This window comes from Pareuzebyella sediminis (assembly GCF_008367235.1).
GTDB lineage: Bacteria > Bacteroidota > Bacteroidia > Flavobacteriales > Flavobacteriaceae > Pareuzebyella > Pareuzebyella sediminis.
Genome location: NZ_VTZS01000003.1, coordinates 758774 through 780783, shown reverse-complemented (window position 1 = coordinate 780783; position 22010 = coordinate 758774). Strand labels below are relative to the sequence as shown.

Below are 22010 nucleotides of genomic sequence, written 5' to 3'. Positions count from 1 at the left end.
AACTTTATGAGTTCAAAGTACACAATCTTGTTTTTTTAAACCTTTATACTCCAATGAAATTTAAGACCCCCCTTTTATTCCTCTTTTCGATTTCACTGATCTCGAATATTTTCGGCCAAACGATCCCAAAAGAAGAACTCATCTTTCTAACGTCTAGTTGGAAAGGCGAACGTTTCGAAGACGGACGTCCGAAAATTCCGGATGACCTTCTGAAAAGAGCAGAAAAAATCGGGATCGATGACGCTTGGACTGTTCTAGAAAACGAAGGCTATACCAATCAATTTGAGGGCAACTGGAAAATGGTCCACGATGACGTACCGGTAGTAGGCCGCGCTTTAACCGCCGTTTTTATGCCTAGCCGCCCCGATGTGGAGAAAAATATAAAAGAACGGGGTGTCAATACCAGAGGAAGAAAAGGAAACACGAATTCATGGCCCATAGAAGTTCTCACCAAAGGAGATGTGTATGTGGCTGATAGTTTCGGTAAAATTGATGCAGGCACCCTTATGGGAGCCACTTTAGCCACTTCTATTTATAGTAAATCGGGTAATGGAGTCGTTTTTAACGGGAGCTCAAGAGACTTAGAAAGCATAAGTAAAATTGAAGGTTTTAATGCCTTTGTACGTGACTTTCATCCCTCTTTCCTAGAGGAGGAAGTGCTTATGGGCCTCAACACTCCCATACGTATCGGACAGGTCATGGTTTTACCCGGAGACCTTGTTCTGGCCAAAAGAGAAGGTGTGCTTTTCATTCCGGCGCATCTGGCCGAGCAGGTAATAGCCACTGCAGAATTTGTTGCCCTTAAAGACCTTTTTGGCTTCGAAATGGTCAAAACCAAGAAGTATTCAACCGGTGAGATAGACAGTCAATGGACAGAAGAAATCAAAAAAGAATTTTTGAAGTGGTTGGGCGAACATCCCGAGCTAGGCAAAATGTCAAAAGAAACATTGGACAACGTTTTGAGCAAACGCACATGGTAATTAAAAAGTCAGGAAATGTTTAGACTTAAGGGTCTAAAAGGTTTTTTTAATTTCTTATAAAAGACAGGGAGATAGCACAAGGTTTTGGATTTTTTTATACCTGTCGTTTCATTAATCGCTCTCCAAAATTCTTCAGCATCTCCTTTTTGTCGGCGTCAATGGTGATGCCCTCTAAAATTTCAAAGGCCTCATGAGTATACTTCTCGATAGCCTTTTTAATATTTTTAACCGCTCCGCTTTCCATAAATATTTCCTTTATGGTCTCTATTTTCTTTGATGGGTCATTAGGTTGAATGGAATACAAGTCTAAGAGTTCTTTTTTATGACGAGCGGAACCTGATTCACAAACGTTTACATAGAGGAAGGTTTTTTTATTTTCGATAATATCACCCCCGACCTGTTTCCCGAACGATTTTGGGTCGCCAAAAGCATCGAGATAATCATCTTGTAACTGAAAGGCCATACCCAGATTCAAACCGAAATTATAAATATTGTTCCGGTCTTTCCCGGAGGCTTTGGCAATAGTAGCACCCATCTTTAGGGCCGCACCTACCAATACGGCTGTTTTATATTGAATCATTGTAAGATATTCGGACAAACCTACATGGTCTCTCTCCTCGAAATCAATATCATATTGTTGTCCCTCACATACCTGCAATGCTGTTGTACTAAATAGCTTGGCCAGGCTTCGGAAAGTTTCACATTCATAATTCTCAAACAATTGGTAGGCAGTGATCAGCATAGCATCGCCAGAAAGAATACCCGTATTTACATCCCATTTCTCATGTACCGTCACCTTTCCCCTCCTTATAGGTGCGGCATCCATAATGTCGTCATGCACTAAAGAAAAATTATGAAAAACCTCTATGGCCAAGGCCGCATCGAGTGCCTTCTTATAATCTTCGCCAAAAATTTCAGCGGCCAACAGGGTAAGTACCGGCCGCAATCGCTTTCCTCCTAAACTTAGAATATAGGTAATGGGTTCATATAAGTTCTCGGGTTCCCTAGTCTTGATTTTGTCTTCCAGATAAGAATTGAATGTCGTACGGTAGCTGTCGATTGCCTGCATTGAAACGATTTTCATCAAAAATACATTCATTTTACGAGACCTTATCCATTCTTGTTTAGAAGAAAGGTTGTAAAAAAAACACGTGAAAATGCAATAGATTTGAAAAGCTTCGTCTTTTACTGTGAAGATCTATTGGGAAAATGCGCTTCAATGACCGCTGAAAACAACAATTATAAAAACCTGAGCAGCTTTTTTAGCGAAGAATATCGTTCGCTAAGGGCTTACGTGAAATCTCGTATTGAAGACACAGCCGATCGCGATTCCGAAGACATCTTGCAAGACGTGGCCGTTAAGGTTTTTTCAAGAGCCAGTAGCGCAACACCGATTGATAATATTGCAGGATTCGTTTATCACGCCCTACGAAATCGAATCATCGACCTAATGCGTACCACAAGAAAAGCATATTCATTGGAGCATGAAACGGATGCACGTTTATCGGAAATGGTAGAGCAAATCTATGGAGTATCCGATAATACCTATTCTGAAAAAATGTCGGCCCAACTTCGCAGGGCCATCGATGATTTGAAACCGGCCTATCGAGATATTATTAGAGCCATCGATTTTGAAGGATACACCTATAAAGAAGTGTCTTTTGAGACAGGGGTGCCCGAAGGTACTTTGATGTCCAGGCGACATCGAGCCATGGCATTACTCCTAAAGGCTTTAGAAATAAAAAAAGAAACTATATAAACTAAAATCTTGAATTATGAATGACTATGTAGAACAAAAGGTAAAGTCAAAAGTAGAAAAATTTGTGAAGTCCGCCGTTAAGGTCATCTTCATGATATTGCTATTTGCTCTATTTATTCTGGCCTTCGGGTATGTTTTTATGCTTTTATGGAATTGGCTTATGCCTACCATATTCGACTTAACGACTATAACGTACTGGCAGGCCGTGGGCATTTTGGTGCTGGCCAAAATGCTTTTCGGGGGTTTTGGCAACCACAACCCAAAAAACGGCAAACACAAAAATGGAAAAAGGAATTGCCGACCAGGGAACAAACTAGGATTAAAAACGGACTTTTCAAGATGGAAACACTACGAGGCATTTTGGAAAGAAGAGGGAGAACTAGCCTACAAAGAATATATCGCCCGTAAGACGGAAACTCCCCGTACTGAATAGAAATACTGGAAGGGACTATTAAATCATGGTAAAACTTTGGAAACTTTTTTTGTTTTTAAAGTTTCCATTACTATATTTGCCGCCGATTATGAGAGAGAAAATTCTAGAAACGGCAACTGATATGTTTTTGAATCTTGGTTTCAAAAGCGTTACCATGGACGATATTGCCACCCACATGGGCATATCCAAAAAAACGATATATACCCATTATGAAAATAAGACACAATTGGTCAAGGCATGTACCCAAAATTTATTTTGTACTGTTTCCAAAGGAATCGATCAAATCTGCGCCTTAGAGCAAAACCCAATTGAGGAACTTTACGAAATAAAGAAATTTGCGATGTATCACCTAAAAGATGAAAAATCCTCCCCACAATATCAACTCCAAAAGTATTACCCAAAAATATATGACGAGATGCGCAATCGGCAGTACAATTTAATGCAGGAGTGTACTATACAAAACATAAAGAAGGGTATCGAATTGGGCATATATCGAGAAAATCTAAATGTGCCTTTTATTTCCAGAATCTATTTTTCAGGCGTGACAAGCATTAAGGATGACAAGCTTTTTCCAGCCCATAAGTTTCCCAAAGCCTCTTTGATGGACGATTATTTGGAATATCATCTTCGAGGAATCGTCACGCCAGAAGGGCGTAAAATATTGAATTCAATTATCCACTCAAACCACGAATAAATGAGGACTCCTTTTATAGTATTCTTAGCGCTATTTTACATAGCACTGGCCTTTGCACAAGAACCTCCAGAGCAAACCTATAGTTTTACCCTCGATGAGGCCATCGCCTTCGCCCTTGAGAATAACTATAGCGCCATTAATGCCGATAGGGATTTAATTGATGCCAAGAAGCAAAAATGGGAAACCATAGCTTCTGGACTTCCTCAAATTGACGGAACGGTAAATTATCAGAACCAATTAAAACAACCGGTTTCTCTCTTACCCGCAGAGTTCTTTGGCGGAGAACCTGGAACGTTTCAAGAGATTACATTTGGTCAACCTCAACAAATGGTTGCGACAGCCACCCTAAGACAACAAATTTTTGACGGGTCTTATATTGTTGGCGTTCAGGCCACCAAGGCCTTTTTGAGATATAGTGCCAATAATGCCGAAAAAACAGATCAGGAAGTGCGGAAATCCGTGGTAGAAGCTTATGGTAACGTGTTGTTGGCCCAAGAAAGCGTCTTGATTTTCGAAAAAAATAAGGCTAATCTTGAAAAGAACCTTTTTGAAACTACGAAACTTTTTGAGAACGGCCTCGGCGATGAGGAAAGTGTAGAACAACTTCAGATCACCCTTTCATCGATAGACAATCAGCTCAAAAATGCCGCGCGACTAGAGCAAATTACCCTTCAAATGTTGAACTTGATTATGGGGATTGCAACGACTGCGCCTACTCAATTAGAAGAAAACCTAGACGATCTTACACGTAAACAAATCGATTTCAGTCTTATGGAATCTGAATTTGATTTACAAAACAACGTGGATTATAAAATAGCGCTCAACCTCAACGAGCAACGCTTTTACGAATTGAAATTGGCCAAAAGCCAAGCGCTTCCTACGTTGAATGCTTTTTTAAACTATGGAAGTTCTGCTTTTGCCGATACTTTTAATTTTTTAAATAGTGATCAAAAGTGGTTTGATTCTTCAGTACTCGGCGTAGACTTGAGCATTCCCATTTTCAGCTCCGGAAGAAGAAGCGCAAATACGGCTAGGGCCAAAATAGCCTTGGAAAAAGCCAAGACCCAACTAGTTGAAGCCGAAGAACAAATTCGATTGCAACTAGAGCGTGCAAAAAGTGACTATATCTTGGCCATTGAAGAATATGAAACGGCCAAGGAGAATCTGGGCCTTGCCGAACGGATAGAATATAAAAACGAAGTAAAATATTCTGAAGGTATAGCTAGTAGTTTTGAATTGCGCCAAGCACAGACTCAACTCTATGATGCCCAGCAAAACTACCTGCAGTCCATGGTAGAGGTTATTAACAAGAAAACTGACCTAGAGGTCATTTTGAACAATCAAGATCCGTATAACGAACAGTAAACCAATTTAAGAAGCTTAAACGATGAAAAAACTAGTATATATTTTGGCCCTCGGTCTACTTTTTTACGCATGCGGCGATAAAGAAGAATCGATCAGCGACCTTATAGCTCAAGGAAATCTCGAAACGCTACGTGCGAAAAAAAAGGAGATCTCGGAACAACAACGTCAAATCGAAAGCCAACTGAAAATACTCGATTCGGCCATCGCCACCAAAACTAACGACGAAAAGTTACCTTTGGTCAATACTATAATTGCCGAACCTCAAAAATTCGACCATTTTCTTGAATTGCAGGGCGACGTAAGTACCCGACAAAATGTATTGATCTACCCAGAAATGGCGGGCACTTTGCAACGTGTGTATGTTAGCGAAGGGCAAAAAGTGGCCAAGGGGCAGTTACTTGCAACTATCGACGATGGAGGAATGTCGAGCCAACTTTCACAATTAAAAACACAGGCCGAACTTTCAAGAACAACTTTTGAGCGTCGCAAACGCTTATGGGATCAAAAAATCGGTTCGGAAATTGAATATTTATCGGCCAAAACAAACTATGAAGCTGCTCAAGATGCCATTAAGCAAGCTGAAAGCCAATTAGGCAAATCGACGATCAGAGCCCCATTTTCCGGAGTTATCGATGATGTAATCAAAGATCAGGGCACCGTTGTATCGCCAGGGCCAGGTTCAGAAGTGTTCCGGATCGTTAATCTCTCGGATATGTATATTGAGGTTGACGTTCCAGAAACATATCTTGGTTCGGTTACCAAGGGCAAGCAGGCCTTGGTATATTTTCCAGTTTTAGGCGATAGCGTTCAGACCCATATTCGGGAGACCGGAAATTTCATCAACCCTTCCAATCGATCGTTCAGTGTAGAAATACCCGTGCCCAACAAAAATGGAAAAATCAAACCTAATTTGACCGCTAAGGTGAACCTGAACGACTATTCAAGCGATAAAGCCCTTCTGATACCCTCCAGCATCATATCTGAAAATGCAGAAGGAGAACAATATGTATACATAGCCGAAGAACCCAATGCCGATAGTGAAGCCGTGGTCAAAAGAACGATTATTACTACGGGAAGAACCCAGAACGGCGAGGTAGAGGTCTTGAGTGGAATTGCCAATGGCAACCATATCGTTAGAGAAGGTGCGCGAAGCGTGAAAGACGGTCAAAAGGTCAAAATAAAAAACTAGTGATTCATGAGTAAGATAAAAAAGAACGCCGATAAGGAATTCAAACTCTCTTCGTGGGCTATCGAAAATCCCTCGGTTATCTATGTGATGATCGCTATATTTCTATGGCTGGGATTTTCAGCTTACATGGCCATGCCAAGGGAAGATTTTCCTGAAATTGTTGAGACCAAAATATATATCAGCACCCCCTACCCTGGGAATACGGCCGAAGATATCGAAAGATTGATTACCGATCCTTTGGAAGATAGGCTAAAAAACATCAGTAATGTGGTGGAGATTGTCTCTACATCTCAGGAAGACTATGCCATTATCACGGTCGAGTTTGACGAGGAAATCACTGTAGAACAGGCCAAACAAAAGGTAAAAGACGAGGTAGACACCGAAAAATCAAGTGAAGATTGGCCAACTTTCAACGGTGCCAAGGTAGAGCCCAACGTTTTTGATTTGAATTTCTCCGAGGAAGTTCCCATAATGAACATCAATTTTACGGGAGATTATACCGTAGAAAAATTGAAGGAATACGCGGAATATCTACAAGATGAAATAGAAGATCTTCCAGAAATTAAAAAGGCAGATATACGGGGAGCTCAAGAAAAAGAGGTGGAGGTCGCCGTAGATATATATAAAATGATGGCGGCAAAGGTCAGCTTTCAAGATGTGCTCAGTGCCATAAGTAATGGTAATGTGACCATGTCCGCCGGGAACCTAAAGACAAGTGGACAACGTCGTACGATTCGTATCCTCGGAGAGGTTGAAGATCCAAAACAACTGGAGAACTTTGTTGTCAAGGCAGAAAATGGAGCCGTTTATCTAAAAGATATCGCCGATGTTAGATTCAAGGAAAAGGATAAAACCACTTATGCTAGGGAGTTTGGCGATAATGTGGTCATGCTCGATGTCAAAAAACGGGCCGGTCGCAACGCCATTTCCGCCGCCGATAAAATCAAGGAAATCGTTAAGACAGAACAGGCAAACTACTTTCCTCAAGATCTTCATATCTCTATAGCGAACGACTCTTCAACACGAACCTTGAACCAAGTCGATGACCTCGTCAACAATATTATTTTCGGTATTATTCTCGTCGTAACCGTACTGATGTTCTTTTTAGGTTTTCGAAACGCCCTTTTTGTGGGCTTTGCGATACCCATGTCGATGTTCATGTCTTTCGTTATCCTATCGTGGTTGGGATACACGCTGAATACTATGATTTTGTTCGGCATGATCATGGGTCTGGGAATGCTGGTCGATAATGGTATCGTAGTGGTCGAAAACGTTTATCGCCTGATGGATGAAGGTATGCCCCGTATCGAAGCGGCTAAAAAGGGTATTGGAGAAATCGCGTTTCCTATTATAATTTCTACGGCGACAACCGTTGCAGCATTCGTACCCTTAGGGCTTTGGCCCGGCATTTTTGGCCAGTTCATGATTTACTTTCCGATTACCTTATCCGTAGTGCTAGGGTCATCCCTTTTCGTTGCGATTTTCATGAACTCTATGCTGGTCTCGCAATTTATGAGTACCGAAGAAAAAGAGCTCACCTTGAAACAGCTTATACGGTTGAGTATCGTCTTAGGAGGGCTTGGTCTATTAATAGTATTGTTCGGAGGTGCCATGCGAGGTTTGGGCTCTGTTTTGATAGTAACGGGAATAATGTTCTGGGTATACAAGTATGCAGTTAAAGGTGCAGCTTTAAGTTTTCAAAAGAAAGCGATGTCCACGTTTGAAAATTGGTACGAAAGACGACTTAAACATGCGCTTCGTGGTGGCAATGTGTACTGGTATTTCGGGATTACGTTTTTGATGTTGATTGGCGTTTTTATGCTCTTTGGGCAATCTTTGGGCAGTGGTAGAACCAAAGTCGAATTTTTTCCCGACAACAAACCAAACGAGATTTACGTATACATTGAATATCCAGAGGGAACCTCCATCGAAAAAACCAATGAAATAACCAAGGAGGTCGAAACTAGGGTTTACGATGTGCTCGATGACCCAGCCTACAAAGCAAACGGTGAAAATTTTATGGTAGCTTCCGCTGTATCCGTCGTTGGGGAAGGTGCTGGAAATCCACTGACAGATGGTGGTTCATCGGCAGAAATGCCCCATAAAGGAAAGTTAACGGTCAATTTTAGTGAATATAAATATCGTCAAGGTATCAACACCGAAGATATTAGGGCCAAAGTTCAAGAAGCGCTCGATGATGTATATCCCGGCGTAGCTATTTCAGTAGAAAAGGATGCAAACGGACCTCCAGCCGGATACCCGATTAACATAGAATTGGAAGGCAATGACTACGATGAGCTTATCAACACAGCAGAAGATATCCGAAACTTTATAAACACTAAGAATATCGCCGGTATTGAAGAAATCAAGATCGATGTAAACAAGAGCAAGCCCTCTATGCAGGTTAAGGTCGATCGTGAAAAAGCGGGCGAACTCGGGGTCGCCGTGGGCCAAGTTGGAAATCAGCTGCGCAGATCTCTTTTCGGTGAAAAGGCAGGAGTATACAAAAAAGACGGCGATGATTACGACATCAATGTCCGCTTCAATGAAAATTTGAGGTACAATAAAAGTGCCCTGTTTAATCAGAATATCATTTTCAGGGACCCGGCTAGCGGGCAGATTAAGGAAATACCTGTCGCTGCGGTCGCTTCAGAAAAGAACACCTCTGGTTTTAGTGCTATCAAACATCGAGATGGCAACCGGGTCGTAACGGTTTATTCCGGCCTAAAGCCCGGCTTTACCGATGCAGGGGCAATTGTGTCACAGATTCAACGTGAAATGGAAGAGTTCAATGGCCTGCCTGAGGATATAAAGATTGATTATACTGGCCAATTGGAAGAACAGAACAAGCAGCAAATGTTCTTGATTGGGGCATTCTTTTCCGGTCTTGGCTTGATTATGCTCATCTTAATTTTTCAGTTCGGTGGCATTTCAAAACCCTTGATCATAATGATCGCGATATTTCTAAGTTTTATTGGCGTCTTTGGAGGTCTGATGTTGACCGGTTGGCCTTTCGTTATCATGATGACCATGATGGGTATTATATCCTTGGCAGGTATCGTGGTGAACAATGGTGTGGTATTGCTCGATTATACGCAGATTCTTGTTGACCGTAAAAAATTGCAGCTGGGCATGGAAGACAGTGATCTGTTGACCCTTCCGCAAGCCACCGAGGCTATTGTCAAAGGAGGAAAAGCAAGGTTACGACCCGTATTGCTAACTGCTATTACTACTGTTTTAGGCCTGATTCCTCTGGCAATCGGACTCAATATAGATTTCTTTTCCCTGTTTTCCGACTTCGATCCCAAAATATATATGGGCGGGGACAACGTAGTTTTTTGGGGTCCGCTGGCATGGACTGTCATTTTCGGGTTGTTAGTGGCCACCTTCTTGACCTTGGTCATCGTACCGGTGCTTTTTAATATTGTATATCGTATAAAAATCCGTATTCGGGGCGCTAATAAAGGTGAATCTAAAAAGGAAGAGTTGGAAACGGCAGCATAATTTAAATCACGGGTGCCGAACAGGTGCCCGTGATAAATTTCATGGAACGATCCGTGCTATTTTTTAGCCGATACCGCTATATCTTCTTACATTTGCCGTTCAAATCTAAAAGCATTCATGTATAGAAGCCACACTTGCGGAGAACTGAACGAGTCCCATATCGAGACCAAAGTAACCCTATCCGGATGGGTGCACAAGACCAGGGATAAAGGTTTTGTCGTCTGGGTCGATTTGCGTGACCGTTATGGTATTACACAACTCGTTTTCGACGAAGATCGCTCTTCATCAAAACTTTTGGAACAAGCTAGGAACCTAGGTCGGGAATTCGTCGTTCAGATTGAGGGAGAAGTCATTGAACGGACTTCAAAAAATCCGAACATCCCCACAGGAGATATCGAGGTTTTAGTAGAGAGTCTTAAAGTTTTGAACACTTCGAAAACCCCTCCCTTCACCATCGAAAATGAAACAGATGGAGGGATTGACTTACGAATGAAATATCGCTACCTCGATATTCGAAGGAACCCCATAAAGAATAACCTTATTTTTAGGAGCAAGGTAACAATGGAGGTTCGCAAATATCTTGCAGAAAATGGATTTATAGAGGTTGAAACTCCCTACCTTATAAAATCAACCCCTGAAGGAGCTCGTGATTTTGTCGTTCCCAGCCGCATGAACGAAGGACAATTTTATGCCTTGCCCCAATCGCCACAGACATTCAAACAACTTTTGATGGTCGGCGGCCTGGATAAGTATTTTCAAATCGTAAAGTGTTTTAGGGATGAGGATCTACGTGCCGATCGACAACCCGAATTTACACAAATCGATTGCGAAATGGCCTTCGTTGAGCAAGAAGATATTTTAAAGGTATTTGAAGGGCTGACCAAGCATTTGCTCAAAGCGATAAAGGGAGTTGAAATTTCATCATTTCCTCGAATTACCTTTGACGATGCTATGAGAATATACGGCAACGATAAGCCGGACATACGGTTCGGAATGGAATTCGGAGAACTGAATGCCGTAGCCCAACACAAAGATTTCAATGTGTTTAATTCATCCGAACTTGTCGTAGGTATTGCCGTACCAGGTGCCGCTTCTTACTCAAGAAAAGAAATCGATGCCTTAGTCGATTGGGTGAAACGACCCCAAATAGGGGCCAAGGGTATGGTATATGTAAAATGCAATGAAGATGGAAGTTTCAAATCTTCCGTAGACAAATTTTACGACCAAGAAGATTTTCAAAAATGGGCGGAAATTACCGGTGCGAGCTCTGGCGACCTCATCTTTGTACTTTCTGGGGAAGTAACCAAAACAAGAACACAATTAAGTGCCCTCCGTATGGAAATGGCCGAACGTTTAGGGCTAAGAAACCCCAAAGAATTTGCTCCATTATGGGTCGTTGATTTTCCTCTTTTGGAACTTGATGAAGAAACCGGCAATTACCACGCCATGCACCATCCCTTTACCTCACCCAAACCCGGTCAGCTTGAACTATTAGAGAGCGATCCCGGGGAGGTACGTGCCAATGCCTATGATCTCGTACTAAATGGTAACGAAATTGGCGGCGGTTCCATTCGAATTCACGATACAGAGATGCAAAGTACCATGTTCAAACATTTGGGTTTCACCGAAGAAGAAGCACAAGCACAATTCGGCTTTTTGATGGACGCATTTCAGTATGGCGCTCCCCCACACGGGGGCATAGCATTTGGTTTAGATCGATTGGTCGCTATTTTAGGAGGCCAGGAAACAATTCGAGATTTTATCGCTTTCCCTAAAAATAATAGTGGCCGAGACGTAATGATAGACGCCCCCTCACCCATTGACCAAAATCAACTTGACGAGTTGGGACTGAAGTTGACGGTTTAGGTACGCCTACGTTTAGGGCTTTGAGTGTTATTTTAATACCTTTACTATAGCAAATACGCTATGCCGAGCCGACAACAGAGATTGGTTGCCAAACTTCTAAAGTGGCGATATAAAAACATCTCCAATAAGATGTTCACCCACGTCATGAGCGTGCTGGTCGGACTTTTGGCAGGTCTTGCTTCGGTCACCCTAAAGAACATCACCTATTTTATCGAATCGTCCTTGGAAAGAGGTATCATTATCTCTACCAACGGGCTCTATTTTATTCTACCCATAATCGGGCTGACCCTGGTCTATCTTTATGTCAAATTTATACATAAGGAAAAACTGGGCAATGCGGTATCGTCCATTTTGTATTCCCTGTCTAAAAAGAAAGGTATAATCAAAACCAAACAAATCTACGCACAATTGATAACTGCTCCCCTAACCGTTGGTTTTGGTGGATCAACCGGATTATTAGGCCCCGCTGTCGGTATTGGAGCCGCTATCAGTTCAAACTTGGGAAAGTTTGTCCGCATCAATTCAAAGACTCGTTCCTTACTGATCGCCTGTGCTTCCGCGGGGGCCATAGCTTCTATATTTCAGTCACCGATTGCGGCCATTATTTTTGCGGTAGAAGTCTTTAGCCTTGACTTTACTATGCTTTCGATGATGCCCCTACTTTTGGCCTCTATATCTGGTGTGCTTACCTCTTACTTTTTCTTGGGCAATGAAGTGCTTTTTAGTTTTAACCTCACGCAGAGCTTTATGGTCAAAGACACGCTATTTTATATTATACTTGGTGTCGGTACGGCGTTTGCATCTATTTATTTTACCAAAATGTACTTTGGGATTCTCACCCTTTTTAAGCCTCTTAAAGGTCCTAAATACAAATTACTCGTAGGGGGTCTGGCTATTGGTATCATGCTCTATTTTATTCCTCCACTCTACGGTGAAGGTTTCAGCTTCATCAACAACTTGTTGCACGGAGATCACATCAAGGCCCTTGGTACAACCCCGTTTGATACCTACACACATCATATTTGGGTCGTTATCGCACTTTTGTTTGGCATTACGATCTTCAAGGCCGTGGCTATGACTACCACTCTGGCAGCCGGGGGTGCCGGTGGAATATTTATTCCTACGATGGTGATGGGCAGTGCACTGGGCAATGTGATGGCGAAGGTTATCAATAACTCAGGCTTGGGCTTTGCGGTCTCAGAAAGTAACTTTACCCTTATTGGTATGGCTGGGCTCATCGCCGGAGTTTTACATGCCCCGTTAACGGCCATATTCTTGATTGCTGAGATAACGGGGGGTTATGAACTATTCGTACCCTTGATGATTACGGCTTCTATTTCTTATTTAATTGCCAAGAACGCTATTGACTATAACATATATACACGTGAACTTGCCAAAAGTGGAGCCTTACTTACGCATAATAAAGATCAGTCGGTACTGACCCTGATGAAACTCGACCAAGTTATCGAGACCAACTTCAAAACGGTACGGCCCAGCATGACTTTAGGTGAAATGCTACATCAGTCGGTAGCCAAGTCGACAAGAAATATCTTCCCAGTTGTAGATGACAACGAAGCATTAGTTGGAATAGTGCTTCTTGACGATATTAGAGAATTTATGTTCGACACTTCCCTCTATACAAGCGCTAAGGTCGACACCTTTATGCACAATGCCCCGGAACATATCTTCTTTGAAACGGACAGTATGCAAAAAGTCATGGAAAAGTTTCAAAACAGTGGCGCTTGGAATCTTCCGGTCATTAAAAATGGGAAGTATGTAGGCTTTGTATCAAAATCCAAACTATTGACCGCATATCGTCGTGAACTAATTAATTTTACACGATAACTTTGACCTTCTTTTCTTGAGGACAAGAATCGAAGTACTACCAAATATTTTTACCCCATAATCCCTTTTGCTAATTTTATACAATGAAATATCTTATCATACTCGTTACGCTGGCTTCTTTCGCCTCCATCATTTATGGTTTTTCCCTTGAAACCCAAGATACCGTAGTTGCCCATAAATTTATAGGCTTCGGAACAGTTGGGCTTTTTTTGCTCGCCATGCCGCTATTCTTAATAAAACATAGTAAAGGCAAAAAAATGAAAGACTATATGTTGAACGAAGAAAACATAAGAAAGATGCGGAACAAGGAGACAGAAAAGCCTGAAAACCAATAATTTCCACACAATTAATAACTCGATTTAAATCGGTCTATCCAAAAAATTTATAAATTAGTGATTGAAATAATATATCAACTAATTTAATTTGGCATGACTGGTACAGTAAAATTTTTTAATGGGTCTAAAGGATATGGCTTCATTACCAACGACGAAACCGGAAAAGACATTTTCGTTCACGCGACAGCCCTGAACGGCGTAGAGATCAACGAAGGTGACAAAGTAGAATACATCGAACAGGAAGGAAGAAAAGGCTTGGTGGCGGCACAAATCCAAGTGATAGGATAGTTTGCAGCAGTACATTTAATATCAATAATTGTTCTATTTTAAAGACGGTAAACCTTGAAAATATTCAAGGTTTTTTTGTTCTATCTCTTCCTGTCCATTCTAAAAACTTAGTTTAGATTACGTCTTTGAAGAAAGAAACGTTTGAGTAGGGTACTTGCTTCATGATCCAATATTCCTTCTACAAGCTCTGTTTTAGGGTGAAGCTTTGTTCCCATTGCCTTAAAGCCACGCTGCGGGTCTTTCGCTGCAAATACAATTTTCGAAATCTGGGTCCAGTACAATGCCCCGGCACACATCTGACAAGGTTCTAAAGTAACGTACAGGGTACAATTACGTAAATATTTTCCTCCAAGAAAATTTGAGGCAGCAGTTATCACCTGCATCTCGGCGTGCGCGGTAACATCGGTAAGCCGTTCGGTGAGATTGTGCCCTCTGGCTATAATCCGCTGATCGACCACAATTACCGCACCGATGGGTACTTCTCCTTTCTCAAAAGCGGTCTCGGCCTCTTGCAAAGCCTTTTTCATAAAATAGGTATCGTCAAAAGGTAACAGCATAAACTCAAAAGTACAACTTTTGTACATCGAACAGCAATCTCAAAAATGATTTGGCGTATTTTTGCCTGCGATGACAAAATACCTTGACCGTATCGAATTTCCAAAGGACATCCGCCAGATGAATTCCAAAGAACTTCTAGCGCTTACCAAAGAACTTCGTGAATTTATCATCGATATTGTCTCTACAAAAGAAGGTCATCTCGGTGCCAGTCTCGGGGTTGTTGAGCTTACTATTGCCCTACACTATGTTTATAATACGCCGTTCGACAGAATCATTTGGGATGTGGGTCATCAGGCCTATGGTCATAAAATTTTAACCGGTAGAAAGGAAATTTTCGACACCAACCGACAGTTAGGCGGTATCAGCGGCTTTCCCAAGCGATCTGAAAGTGAGTATGACGCATTTGGTACCGGTCATAGCTCTACTTCGATTTCCGCTATATTAGGTATGGCCATTGCGGCAAACTTAAGCGGGGAAACGGAAAGGCAGCATATCGCGGTCATTGGTGATGCATCAATAGCGAGCGGTATGGCATTTGAAGCCCTTAACCATCTGGGATCGACCAATACCAATGTATTGGTCGTACTTAACGACAATGCCATCGGAATCGATCCCAGCGTAGGAGCACTTAAACACTATCTGAGCCAATTGAAAAAGGGCATGGCGAAAGAAGAGAATTTTTTTGAATGCCTGAATTATAAATACACAGGACCCGTTGACGGGCATAATTTAGATACCCTTCTGGTAGAACTCCGACGTCAAAAATCTATTTCGGGCCCTAAGTTATTACATATAGTAACAACGAAGGGCAAAGGGCTTCAGAAGGCCGAAGAAGACCAGGTCGTCTATCATGCGCCAGGGAAGTTCGACAAATTTTCCGGTGAACTTCAACACAACAATAGCGGCAAACAATCTTCTAAATATCAAGATGTGTTCGGGCTTACTCTCGTAGAGCTTGCCCATCTGAATGAAAAAATAATAGGTATTACCCCGGCAATGCCGACCGGAAGCTCCTTAAAATTCATGATGCAGGAAATTCCTGAGAGGGCCTTTGATGTAGGAATTGCGGAACAACATGCGGTGACCTTGGCCGCCGGAATGGCCTGCGAAGGTTTGATACCATTTTGTACTATTTATTCCACATTTTTGCAAAGAGCCTATGATCAAGTCATACACGATGTTGCGCTTCAGAATTTACCCGTTATTTTTTGCCTTGACCGGGCAGGTCTCGTAGGCCAAGATGGCGCTACACATCATGGCCTTTTCGATATGGCGTACTTGCGTTGCATTCCAAACCTCATTATTTTCGCTGCGATGAACGAGGTTGAACTGCGGAATATCATGTATACCGCTCAAAAAGGATTGTCACATCCAATTGCGATAAGATATCCGCGCGGGAGAGGCGTTCTTGACCAATGGAAGTTACCTTTTACAAAAATCAAAATAGGAAGTTCACGCGAGATAAGAAAAGGAACGAAGATTGCCGTTCTGTCCATAGGTCATATCGGCAATGCGGTCTCTGAAGCTATAAATGGCCTTGAGAACAACGAAAAAGTCGGACATTATGATATGAGGTTCATCAAACCATTGGATGAAAAGCGGCTCGCCTATATATTCGATCGCTATGAAGAAATCATTACTGTCGAAGACGGTTGTATCAACGGCGGCTTTGGGAGTGCCGTGTTGGAATTCGCCAACAGGAAAGGATGGTCACAGCATCCTATTATTTTAGGTGTTGATGATGTATTTTTGCAACACGGCACGATTAATGAGCTCTACAGCCTGGCTGCAATCGATATAACAACCATTCAAAACCAAATAAAAGTGCTTCTTCATGAATAACAACCTGCTTTTAGTACTACTTTTCTCCTTTCTTTTTAACGGTTTTTCGTTGTCGGCACAGGAGGTCGATTCACTACCGCCCACCCGTAAAATAGACTCGATAGCTATCGATAGTCTGCGCAGTGTGGTCATCGATAGCCTGGGAACCGTGGTTATCGATAGTGTGGCCACTATCGCAATTGACACAACAGTCGTCGATACGGTAGTCATACGCAAAGTTCAAGACCAGATAAAGTTTGTTCCTAGGGGAGTAGATTTAATGAACCCTATTATTTCATTCAACCGTACAAAGGCCTTGGGTGAGAAGCCTAATCGATTTCGGGTTCCTTCCTTTTGGACCAACGTCAACAAACTGGGTGCTAATTTCAGCGAAGTGGCTTTTGTCAATTGGAATGCTGGAGGAAACAACTCCATTTCCGCCCTCGGAAATGCGCGCTTCGAGCGTAATTATAAATTCCGTTACATACAATGGGACAATAATTTGGAAATGCGGTATGGTCTGAATATCCAAGAAGGCCAAAAGCTTCGGAAAACCGATGATGCGATTCGCTTTAGCTCTACCTTCGGTTTTCAGAGAGATACCATAAGTAATTGGTACTATTCTGTCAAGGCGAATTTCAATACCCAGTTTTCCAATGGGTATAAATATCCTGACAGGAGCACGCCCATTTCGAGATTTATGGCTCCTGGTTATTCCTTTTTGGGCGCAGGAACTTCGTATATCACCAAAGATCAAAGATTCAATTTATATATTTCACCAATTACACAAAAGGCCACCTTTGTACTTGATGAAGACTTGGCCAATAGAGGAGCCTTCGGGGTGCAAAAAGCCACCTACGACACCAACGGCAATGTTATAGAACCTGGGGAAAAGGTGTTTCTGGAATTTGGGTTCTTGGTAACTAATCAATATCAGACCTCTGTAATGGAAAACATGTTATTAAAACATCGTCTAAGTTTATATACCGATTACTTGCGAAGGTTTGGGAATGTCGATGTAGACTGGGAACTGAATTTTGACCTTCAAGTAAACAAGTATATATTGACAACGATAGGCACACATATTATGTACGACGACGACATTCTTTTTAATGAGCAAAAGAATGATGAAGGGGTAGTCATTGACGAAGGGGAACCCAGAATTCAGTTCAAACAACTGCTTGGGGTTGGTGTGTCCTATAATTTTTAGGTAATTTATAGTCCTCAAGAACCTTTATGAGGGTTCTGCTTCAGTTATTTGGTAAAATAAATTTACCCTCTAAAGTTCAAGCCCAAGAATTTTTTTATGAAGCAAGATTGCCGCACTGTCGGAGAGACTTGCCACGTAACAACATATACTCAATAAAATATCATACGTGTTCAATTCATAATTACGAAATTTTTGGGGTAACATTTGCACCATTAATCTATCATAATTTGAGGCTTTCCCCTCTTTATGGTGTATTAGCGCACTACAATAGAAGTCAAGTATATCGGCAATAATGCGATAGCCGGCGATTTCTTTTTCCAACACTTCTACCGATCGGTATATTTTTTCAACACTAATTGATATGATATCATCTATTTGTGCACCGTAAGTACTTTTATCCAGAAGTGAAGTTTCAAAATCGCCCTGCAGGATAGCCTCTTCATTCTCAACAAATATTCGCACGGCATCTCTGATCAGGGTATTGATAGCCAAGGCCCTTAAATAGCTCAACCGGTCTTCCTTGAGCTGAAGGCTATTGTATTTCTTGGTATCGATATTGTCCTTCACCAACTTTATCAGAAACTCCAAGGCATAGTCTTCGGGAATTAAGCCAAGATTTATACCGTCTTCAAAATCGATGATGGTATAACAAATATCGTCCGCCGCTTCGACAAGAAAGGTCAAGGGATGCCTGCAATAGGCGATATGCTCTCCTATACGCGTCTGAACCAAGCCCAGTTCCATCGCAATATCCTGAAAAGCAACTTTTTCCGATTGGAAAAACCCGAATTTTTTATCGGAGATATGAGGCGTGGGTTTTTTTGGCAAGGACTCCTTTGGATATTTCATAAAAGCACCAAGAGTAGCGTAGCTCAAACGGAGCCCGCCTAAAACTCCTTCTCTTGATTCTGTCAATAATTTGAATCCATTGGCATTTCCTTCAAAATCAATAAGATCTTGGAATTCCTTTGCAGTCAATTTTTCTTTATATCGCCTACCGTTACCATTCTTGAAGTACTCCCCTATCGCCTGCTCTCCACTATGGCCAAAGGGAGGGTTTCCAATATCATGAGCTAAAGAAGCGGCAGCTACGATGGCACCAAAATCATTAAAACGATAGCCATAGCTCTCTTTCAAATACGGATGCCTTTCAAGCACTTTCTGACCTGCGATCCGCCCAAGGCTTCGCCCCACAACAGATACTTCTAAACTATGGGTTAGCCTAGTATGTACAAAATCGGTCTTTGAAAGGGGTATAACCTGTGTCTTATCCTGTAGACTGCGAAAAGCCGTTGAAAAAATAATTCTATCGTAGTCCACTTCAAATCCCAAGCGCGTTTCATCTTGTTCCTTTCTCAGCCTTTTAAGAGTATCTCCGTGACGTTTTAAAGACAATAGGTTTTCCCAATTCATAGTCTATATTTAAAAGGCGAAAGTTACATTTTTTAACCCATTTGACGGTATTTGAATTCTGCAAGACCTAGAATTAAAATAGTAGTAGGTCGATTACCCTTCTTAACGATACATTGAGACGTTCCAAATATTTAACCTTAATTAAAGCAATTACTAATCTTTAGGTAACACTAATTTAACCTTGGGAAGCTTTCTTTGTAGCTGGTTATACGAAACCCTATGAGAAACGCTATTTTTCTTTTGATACTGTTGTGTTCCCTAGGACTTTTCTCGCAAAACACCGGCTCCATTAAAGGCAATATCGTCGATTTGGAAGCGGCTGAGGAACCCTTGCTTTTTGCGGATGTGTCCCTTCATAATACAAGTTGGAAGACCAAGACCAATTTTAACGGAAATTTCGAACTCTCCGATATACCCGTTGGCAAGTACGATTTACAAATCAGTTTTTTGGGCTATGAAACACGAACGGTTGCTGTAGAGATTAGGGCAGAAAGTTCAGTTCGAGTTGAAGCCGGGTTACAGGCCAAATCGCTTAGCCTTAACGAAATTGATGAAGATGATAAGGTGCTATCCAAGGAAATGGCTTCCATAGTCAGTACCGAGGGAGGGCTTCCCTAACATGACAAGCTCATACTATCGTATCTAAAATAATAAATAAAAAAGCTTTCAATTTAAATTGGAAGCTTTTTTGTTTTGTCGTATTTCTATCGGGTTTCAGTCTTTGGTAACTACCGGAGCCTTACCCTCTTTGTTGATAACACTTGCAATCACATTATTGTCAAACTCTACTTCCTTGACTTGTCCATCACTCCAAAAATACCATTTTCCGGTACGCACTCCTTGGTTGTAAGTTCCTTCGGAAACCTTATTCCCTTCATTATCAAAACTCATCCAATCACCATGCAACTTACCTGCTAAGTTAAAAGTACCTGTCTGACTAATCTCTCCATTTTCATGATAATAGGTAGCCTCGAATAGATTGGTCTCCTTATTCAATTCAACATCCTTCTGGTTTTGTCCGTATCCCACGGAAGCAATCAGCAGTATGGCAATTACAGCAATCAAATTTTTCATATCAATTCCTTTAAAATATTTGCAACAGAAGAGAGGGGTGATTCTTATCCATCCATTCCAAATATATTTATTTTACGTTAATTCAACTATTACTTAACGTTAAATTTACATAAGAAGTGTTCTAGGCTTGAAAAGTTTAGTTTTAATGTCGCCCTTGTGTTTAATAATTTATTAAAGTTAGCCTTACGATACGTTTAAATTTAAAATAGACATTTGTTGCATTCTTACCTAAACAATTAAATCTCTAGTAGATATTAGTTTTTGTCGACGATTTCTTCAGAGATTCAGAAGCTACCTTTTTCCGGGTAGCTTCTTTTTTCTGGCAATTTCATTATGCATAACGTTTAAGAAACATTAAATTGGGTTCTTTGCGTCGACAAAAACTAATATCTTATATGAAAATCAAGTATATGGCCATTGGGCTTTTACTGTCTTTCAGTTTCGTATCTTATTCCCAAGAGACCCATGCATCCTATTTTGGCAAAGGCTTGTTCAATCTTATAGGGAAAGACAGTACCTGGTCAATGAGAATAGGCTTGCGCATGCAACTCTTAGGGATAGCTGCTTGGGATAACGATTCGGAAAAGGGTCTTATCAACCCTGAACAAAATTTTCTCATAAGGCGTTCCCGCTTAAAATTTGATGGTTTTGCTTATTCGCCCAAACTGAAATACAAGATAGAATTGGGTCTTTCGAACCGTGATATGTCCGGCACTTCCGAATTCACTGCGAATGCCCCCAGATATATTCTTGATGCGGTGATTATGTGGAACTTTTATCAAAATTTCGAACTTTGGTTCGGACAGACCAAACTACCCGGAAATATAGAAAGGGTTATTTCTTCCGGAAACCTGCAGCAAGTCGATCGATCTCTATTGAACAGTCGTTTCAATATCGACCGTGATGTGGGGGTACAAATCCACCATTACTTTTATCTTACTTCAAAATTCTTGGTAAGGGAAAAATTCGCATTTTCACAAGGAGAGGGAAGAAATGTTACCAATGGAAATTTGGGCGGCCACCAATATACGACAAGACTTGAACTTCTGCCTTTTGGAAAATTTCAAGGCAACGATGAGTATAGTGGAAGCGATCTTCGACGGCAGGTAAAACCTAAGCTTATGCTATCGGGCACTTACGACTACAATCAAAATGCAGTGAAAACACGTAGTAATTTGGGTGCCTATATGGTGAACGACGACGGATTTTACGAGACGGACATTAAAACCATTTTCATAGACGCTATGTTCAAATATTCAGGGATATCGGTTATGGCCGAATTTGCGCATCGAAGTGCTGACCAACCTATTGCTAGTAATTCAGATGGAAGTCCAACAGGCGATGCTGTTCTTATAGGAGATGCCTTCAATCTTCAAACCGGCTATCTTTTCTTAAACAATACAGAAATCTCAGCGAGATTAACTCGTGTCCAGTTCGATAAGAACATTACGGGCGTAAATCAAAGGAACCAATATACCATAGGCCTCTCGAAATACATTGCGGGCCATAAACTTAAAATACAGAGTGATTTAAGTTATCTTTCGGTATTCGATCAAAATGATCAATTAATGTACCGCCTTCAGATAGACATGCATTTTTAGACCAAAAAAATAACCTTAACATAACATTCTACTAGGGCTTACTTTAGATATTTGCAAATTGATTTTTAGACAAAA

Annotated in this window: 19 protein-coding genes; 15 read left to right on the top strand and 4 right to left on the bottom strand. The window is 41.4% G+C overall.

Features of this window, described 5'->3' with window-relative positions:
- Positions 1-53: 53 nt before the first annotated feature.
- A complete protein-coding gene (locus F2B13_RS13905; RefSeq protein ID WP_149274112.1) occupies positions 54-980 on the top strand; it encodes an RraA family protein in 927 nt (308 codons plus the stop codon).
- A 94-nt stretch (positions 981-1074) separates the two neighbouring features.
- On the opposite strand, the gene F2B13_RS13900 is transcribed toward F2B13_RS13905, so the two are convergent.
- Positions 1075-2049, bottom strand: a complete 975-nt coding sequence (locus tag F2B13_RS13900; protein WP_149274110.1) for a polyprenyl synthetase family protein — start codon at positions 2047-2049, stop codon at positions 1075-1077.
- Between the two features lie 150 nt (positions 2050-2199).
- Here F2B13_RS13900 and F2B13_RS13895 point away from each other — a divergent pair, with 150 nt between their 5' ends.
- The 10 genes from F2B13_RS13895 (at position 2200) to F2B13_RS13850 (ending at position 14258) form a co-directional block, all read left to right on the top strand.
- Complete coding sequence (locus F2B13_RS13895; RefSeq protein ID WP_149274108.1) at positions 2200-2739, top strand: RNA polymerase sigma factor; 540 nt, start codon at positions 2200-2202, stop codon at positions 2737-2739.
- A 16-nt stretch (positions 2740-2755) separates the two neighbouring features.
- Positions 2756-3172 carry an RnfABCDGE type electron transport complex subunit D gene (locus F2B13_RS13890; RefSeq protein ID WP_149274106.1) on the top strand — a complete coding sequence of 139 codons (417 nt, stop codon included), beginning with the start codon at positions 2756-2758 and terminating at the stop codon, positions 3170-3172.
- Positions 3173-3260: 88 nt separating this feature from the next.
- Positions 3261-3866, top strand: coding sequence for a TetR/AcrR family transcriptional regulator (locus F2B13_RS13885; protein WP_149274104.1), 606 nt, complete (start codon positions 3261-3263; stop codon positions 3864-3866).
- Complete coding sequence (locus F2B13_RS13880; RefSeq protein WP_149274102.1) at positions 3867-5231, top strand: TolC family protein; 1365 nt, start codon at positions 3867-3869, stop codon at positions 5229-5231.
- 22 nt (positions 5232-5253) lie between these two features.
- On the top strand, positions 5254-6420 hold the full coding sequence (locus F2B13_RS13875) for an efflux RND transporter periplasmic adaptor subunit (RefSeq protein WP_149274100.1): 1167 nt from the start codon (positions 5254-5256) through the stop codon (positions 6418-6420).
- A 6-nt stretch (positions 6421-6426) separates the two neighbouring features.
- On the top strand, positions 6427-9924 hold the full coding sequence (locus F2B13_RS13870) for an efflux RND transporter permease subunit (RefSeq protein ID WP_149274098.1): 3498 nt from the start codon (positions 6427-6429) through the stop codon (positions 9922-9924).
- Between the two features lie 117 nt (positions 9925-10041).
- A complete protein-coding gene (aspS, locus tag F2B13_RS13865; protein ID WP_149274096.1) occupies positions 10042-11790 on the top strand; it encodes an aspartate--tRNA ligase in 1749 nt (582 codons plus the stop codon).
- A 129-nt stretch (positions 11791-11919) separates the two neighbouring features.
- Positions 11920-13635, top strand: a complete 1716-nt coding sequence (locus F2B13_RS13860) for a chloride channel protein (RefSeq protein ID WP_394348973.1) — start codon at positions 11920-11922, stop codon at positions 13633-13635.
- Positions 13636-13718: 83 nt separating this feature from the next.
- Positions 13719-13970 (top strand): cytochrome b family protein, encoded by a 252-nt coding sequence (locus F2B13_RS13855; protein ID WP_149274091.1) that lies wholly within the window; start codon positions 13719-13721, stop codon positions 13968-13970.
- Between the two features lie 93 nt (positions 13971-14063).
- Complete coding sequence (locus F2B13_RS13850) at positions 14064-14258, top strand: cold-shock protein (protein ID WP_149274088.1); 195 nt, start codon at positions 14064-14066, stop codon at positions 14256-14258.
- Positions 14259-14365: 107 nt separating this feature from the next.
- On the opposite strand, the gene F2B13_RS13845 is transcribed toward F2B13_RS13850, so the two are convergent.
- Positions 14366-14815 carry a nucleoside deaminase gene (locus tag F2B13_RS13845; protein ID WP_149274086.1) on the bottom strand — a complete coding sequence of 150 codons (450 nt, stop codon included), beginning with the start codon at positions 14813-14815 and terminating at the stop codon, positions 14366-14368.
- A gap of 70 nt (positions 14816-14885) precedes the next feature.
- Here F2B13_RS13845 and F2B13_RS13840 point away from each other — a divergent pair, with 70 nt between their 5' ends.
- The gene (locus F2B13_RS13840) at positions 14886-16658 is read left to right on the top strand and encodes a 1-deoxy-D-xylulose-5-phosphate synthase (RefSeq protein WP_149274084.1); all 1773 of its coding nucleotides are present in this window, start codon (positions 14886-14888) and stop codon (positions 16656-16658) included.
- Complete coding sequence (locus tag F2B13_RS13835; RefSeq protein WP_149274081.1) at positions 16651-17847, top strand: DUF3078 domain-containing protein; 1197 nt, start codon at positions 16651-16653, stop codon at positions 17845-17847. Before F2B13_RS13840 ends, F2B13_RS13835 begins: the two co-directional genes overlap by 8 nt.
- Before the next feature lie 69 nt (positions 17848-17916).
- On the opposite strand, the gene dgt is transcribed toward F2B13_RS13835, so the two are convergent.
- The gene (gene dgt / locus F2B13_RS13830) at positions 17917-19260 is read right to left on the bottom strand and encodes a dGTP triphosphohydrolase (RefSeq protein WP_149274079.1); all 1344 of its coding nucleotides are present in this window, start codon (positions 19258-19260) and stop codon (positions 17917-17919) included.
- Positions 19261-19479: 219 nt separating this feature from the next.
- Here dgt and F2B13_RS13825 point away from each other — a divergent pair, with 219 nt between their 5' ends.
- Positions 19480-19878, top strand: a complete 399-nt coding sequence (locus F2B13_RS13825; protein WP_149274077.1) for a carboxypeptidase-like regulatory domain-containing protein — start codon at positions 19480-19482, stop codon at positions 19876-19878.
- Positions 19879-19974: 96 nt separating this feature from the next.
- Here F2B13_RS13825 and F2B13_RS13820 read toward each other — a convergent pair whose 3' ends face one another.
- Positions 19975-20334: a toxin-antitoxin system YwqK family antitoxin gene (locus F2B13_RS13820; protein ID WP_149274074.1), complete on the bottom strand. Its 360-nt coding sequence runs from the start codon at positions 20332-20334 to the stop codon at positions 19975-19977.
- 395 nt (positions 20335-20729) lie between these two features.
- On the opposite strand from F2B13_RS13820, the gene F2B13_RS13815 reads away from it, so the two are divergent.
- Complete coding sequence (locus F2B13_RS13815; protein ID WP_149274072.1) at positions 20730-21935, top strand: porin; 1206 nt, start codon at positions 20730-20732, stop codon at positions 21933-21935.
- The last annotated feature ends 75 nt before the right edge of the window (positions 21936-22010 follow it).

Bases quoted from the DNA above. Each gene is read 5' to 3' on its own strand.
- F2B13_RS13840 (WP_149274084.1), top strand. From the start codon at position 14,886: ATGACAAAATACCTTGACCGTATCGAATTTCCAAAGGACATCCGCCAG.
- F2B13_RS13845 (WP_149274086.1), bottom strand. From the start codon at position 14,815: ATGCTGTTACCTTTTGACGATACCTATTTTATGAAAAAGGCTTTGCAA.
- F2B13_RS13825 (WP_149274077.1), top strand. From the start codon at position 19,480: ATGAGAAACGCTATTTTTCTTTTGATACTGTTGTGTTCCCTAGGACTT.
- F2B13_RS13860 (WP_394348973.1), top strand. From the start codon at position 11,920: ATGTTCACCCACGTCATGAGCGTGCTGGTCGGACTTTTGGCAGGTCTT.
- F2B13_RS13890 (WP_149274106.1), top strand. From the start codon at position 2,756: ATGAATGACTATGTAGAACAAAAGGTAAAGTCAAAAGTAGAAAAATTT.
- F2B13_RS13885 (WP_149274104.1), top strand. From the start codon at position 3,261: ATGAGAGAGAAAATTCTAGAAACGGCAACTGATATGTTTTTGAATCTT.
- aspS (WP_149274096.1), top strand. From the start codon at position 10,042: ATGTATAGAAGCCACACTTGCGGAGAACTGAACGAGTCCCATATCGAG.
- F2B13_RS13875 (WP_149274100.1), top strand. From the start codon at position 5,254: ATGAAAAAACTAGTATATATTTTGGCCCTCGGTCTACTTTTTTACGCA.
- F2B13_RS13905 (WP_149274112.1), top strand. From the start codon at position 54: ATGAAATTTAAGACCCCCCTTTTATTCCTCTTTTCGATTTCACTGATC.
- F2B13_RS13855 (WP_149274091.1), top strand. From the start codon at position 13,719: ATGAAATATCTTATCATACTCGTTACGCTGGCTTCTTTCGCCTCCATC.
- F2B13_RS13835 (WP_149274081.1), top strand. From the start codon at position 16,651: ATGAATAACAACCTGCTTTTAGTACTACTTTTCTCCTTTCTTTTTAAC.
- F2B13_RS13870 (WP_149274098.1), top strand. From the start codon at position 6,427: ATGAGTAAGATAAAAAAGAACGCCGATAAGGAATTCAAACTCTCTTCG.
- F2B13_RS13815 (WP_149274072.1), top strand. From the start codon at position 20,730: ATGAAAATCAAGTATATGGCCATTGGGCTTTTACTGTCTTTCAGTTTC.
- F2B13_RS13880 (WP_149274102.1), top strand. From the start codon at position 3,867: ATGAGGACTCCTTTTATAGTATTCTTAGCGCTATTTTACATAGCACTG.
- F2B13_RS13850 (WP_149274088.1), top strand. From the start codon at position 14,064: ATGACTGGTACAGTAAAATTTTTTAATGGGTCTAAAGGATATGGCTTC.
- F2B13_RS13820 (WP_149274074.1), bottom strand. From the start codon at position 20,334: ATGAAAAATTTGATTGCTGTAATTGCCATACTGCTGATTGCTTCCGTG.
- F2B13_RS13895 (WP_149274108.1), top strand. From the start codon at position 2,200: ATGACCGCTGAAAACAACAATTATAAAAACCTGAGCAGCTTTTTTAGC.
- dgt (WP_149274079.1), bottom strand. From the start codon at position 19,260: ATGAATTGGGAAAACCTATTGTCTTTAAAACGTCACGGAGATACTCTT.
- F2B13_RS13900 (WP_149274110.1), bottom strand. From the start codon at position 2,049: ATGCAGGCAATCGACAGCTACCGTACGACATTCAATTCTTATCTGGAA.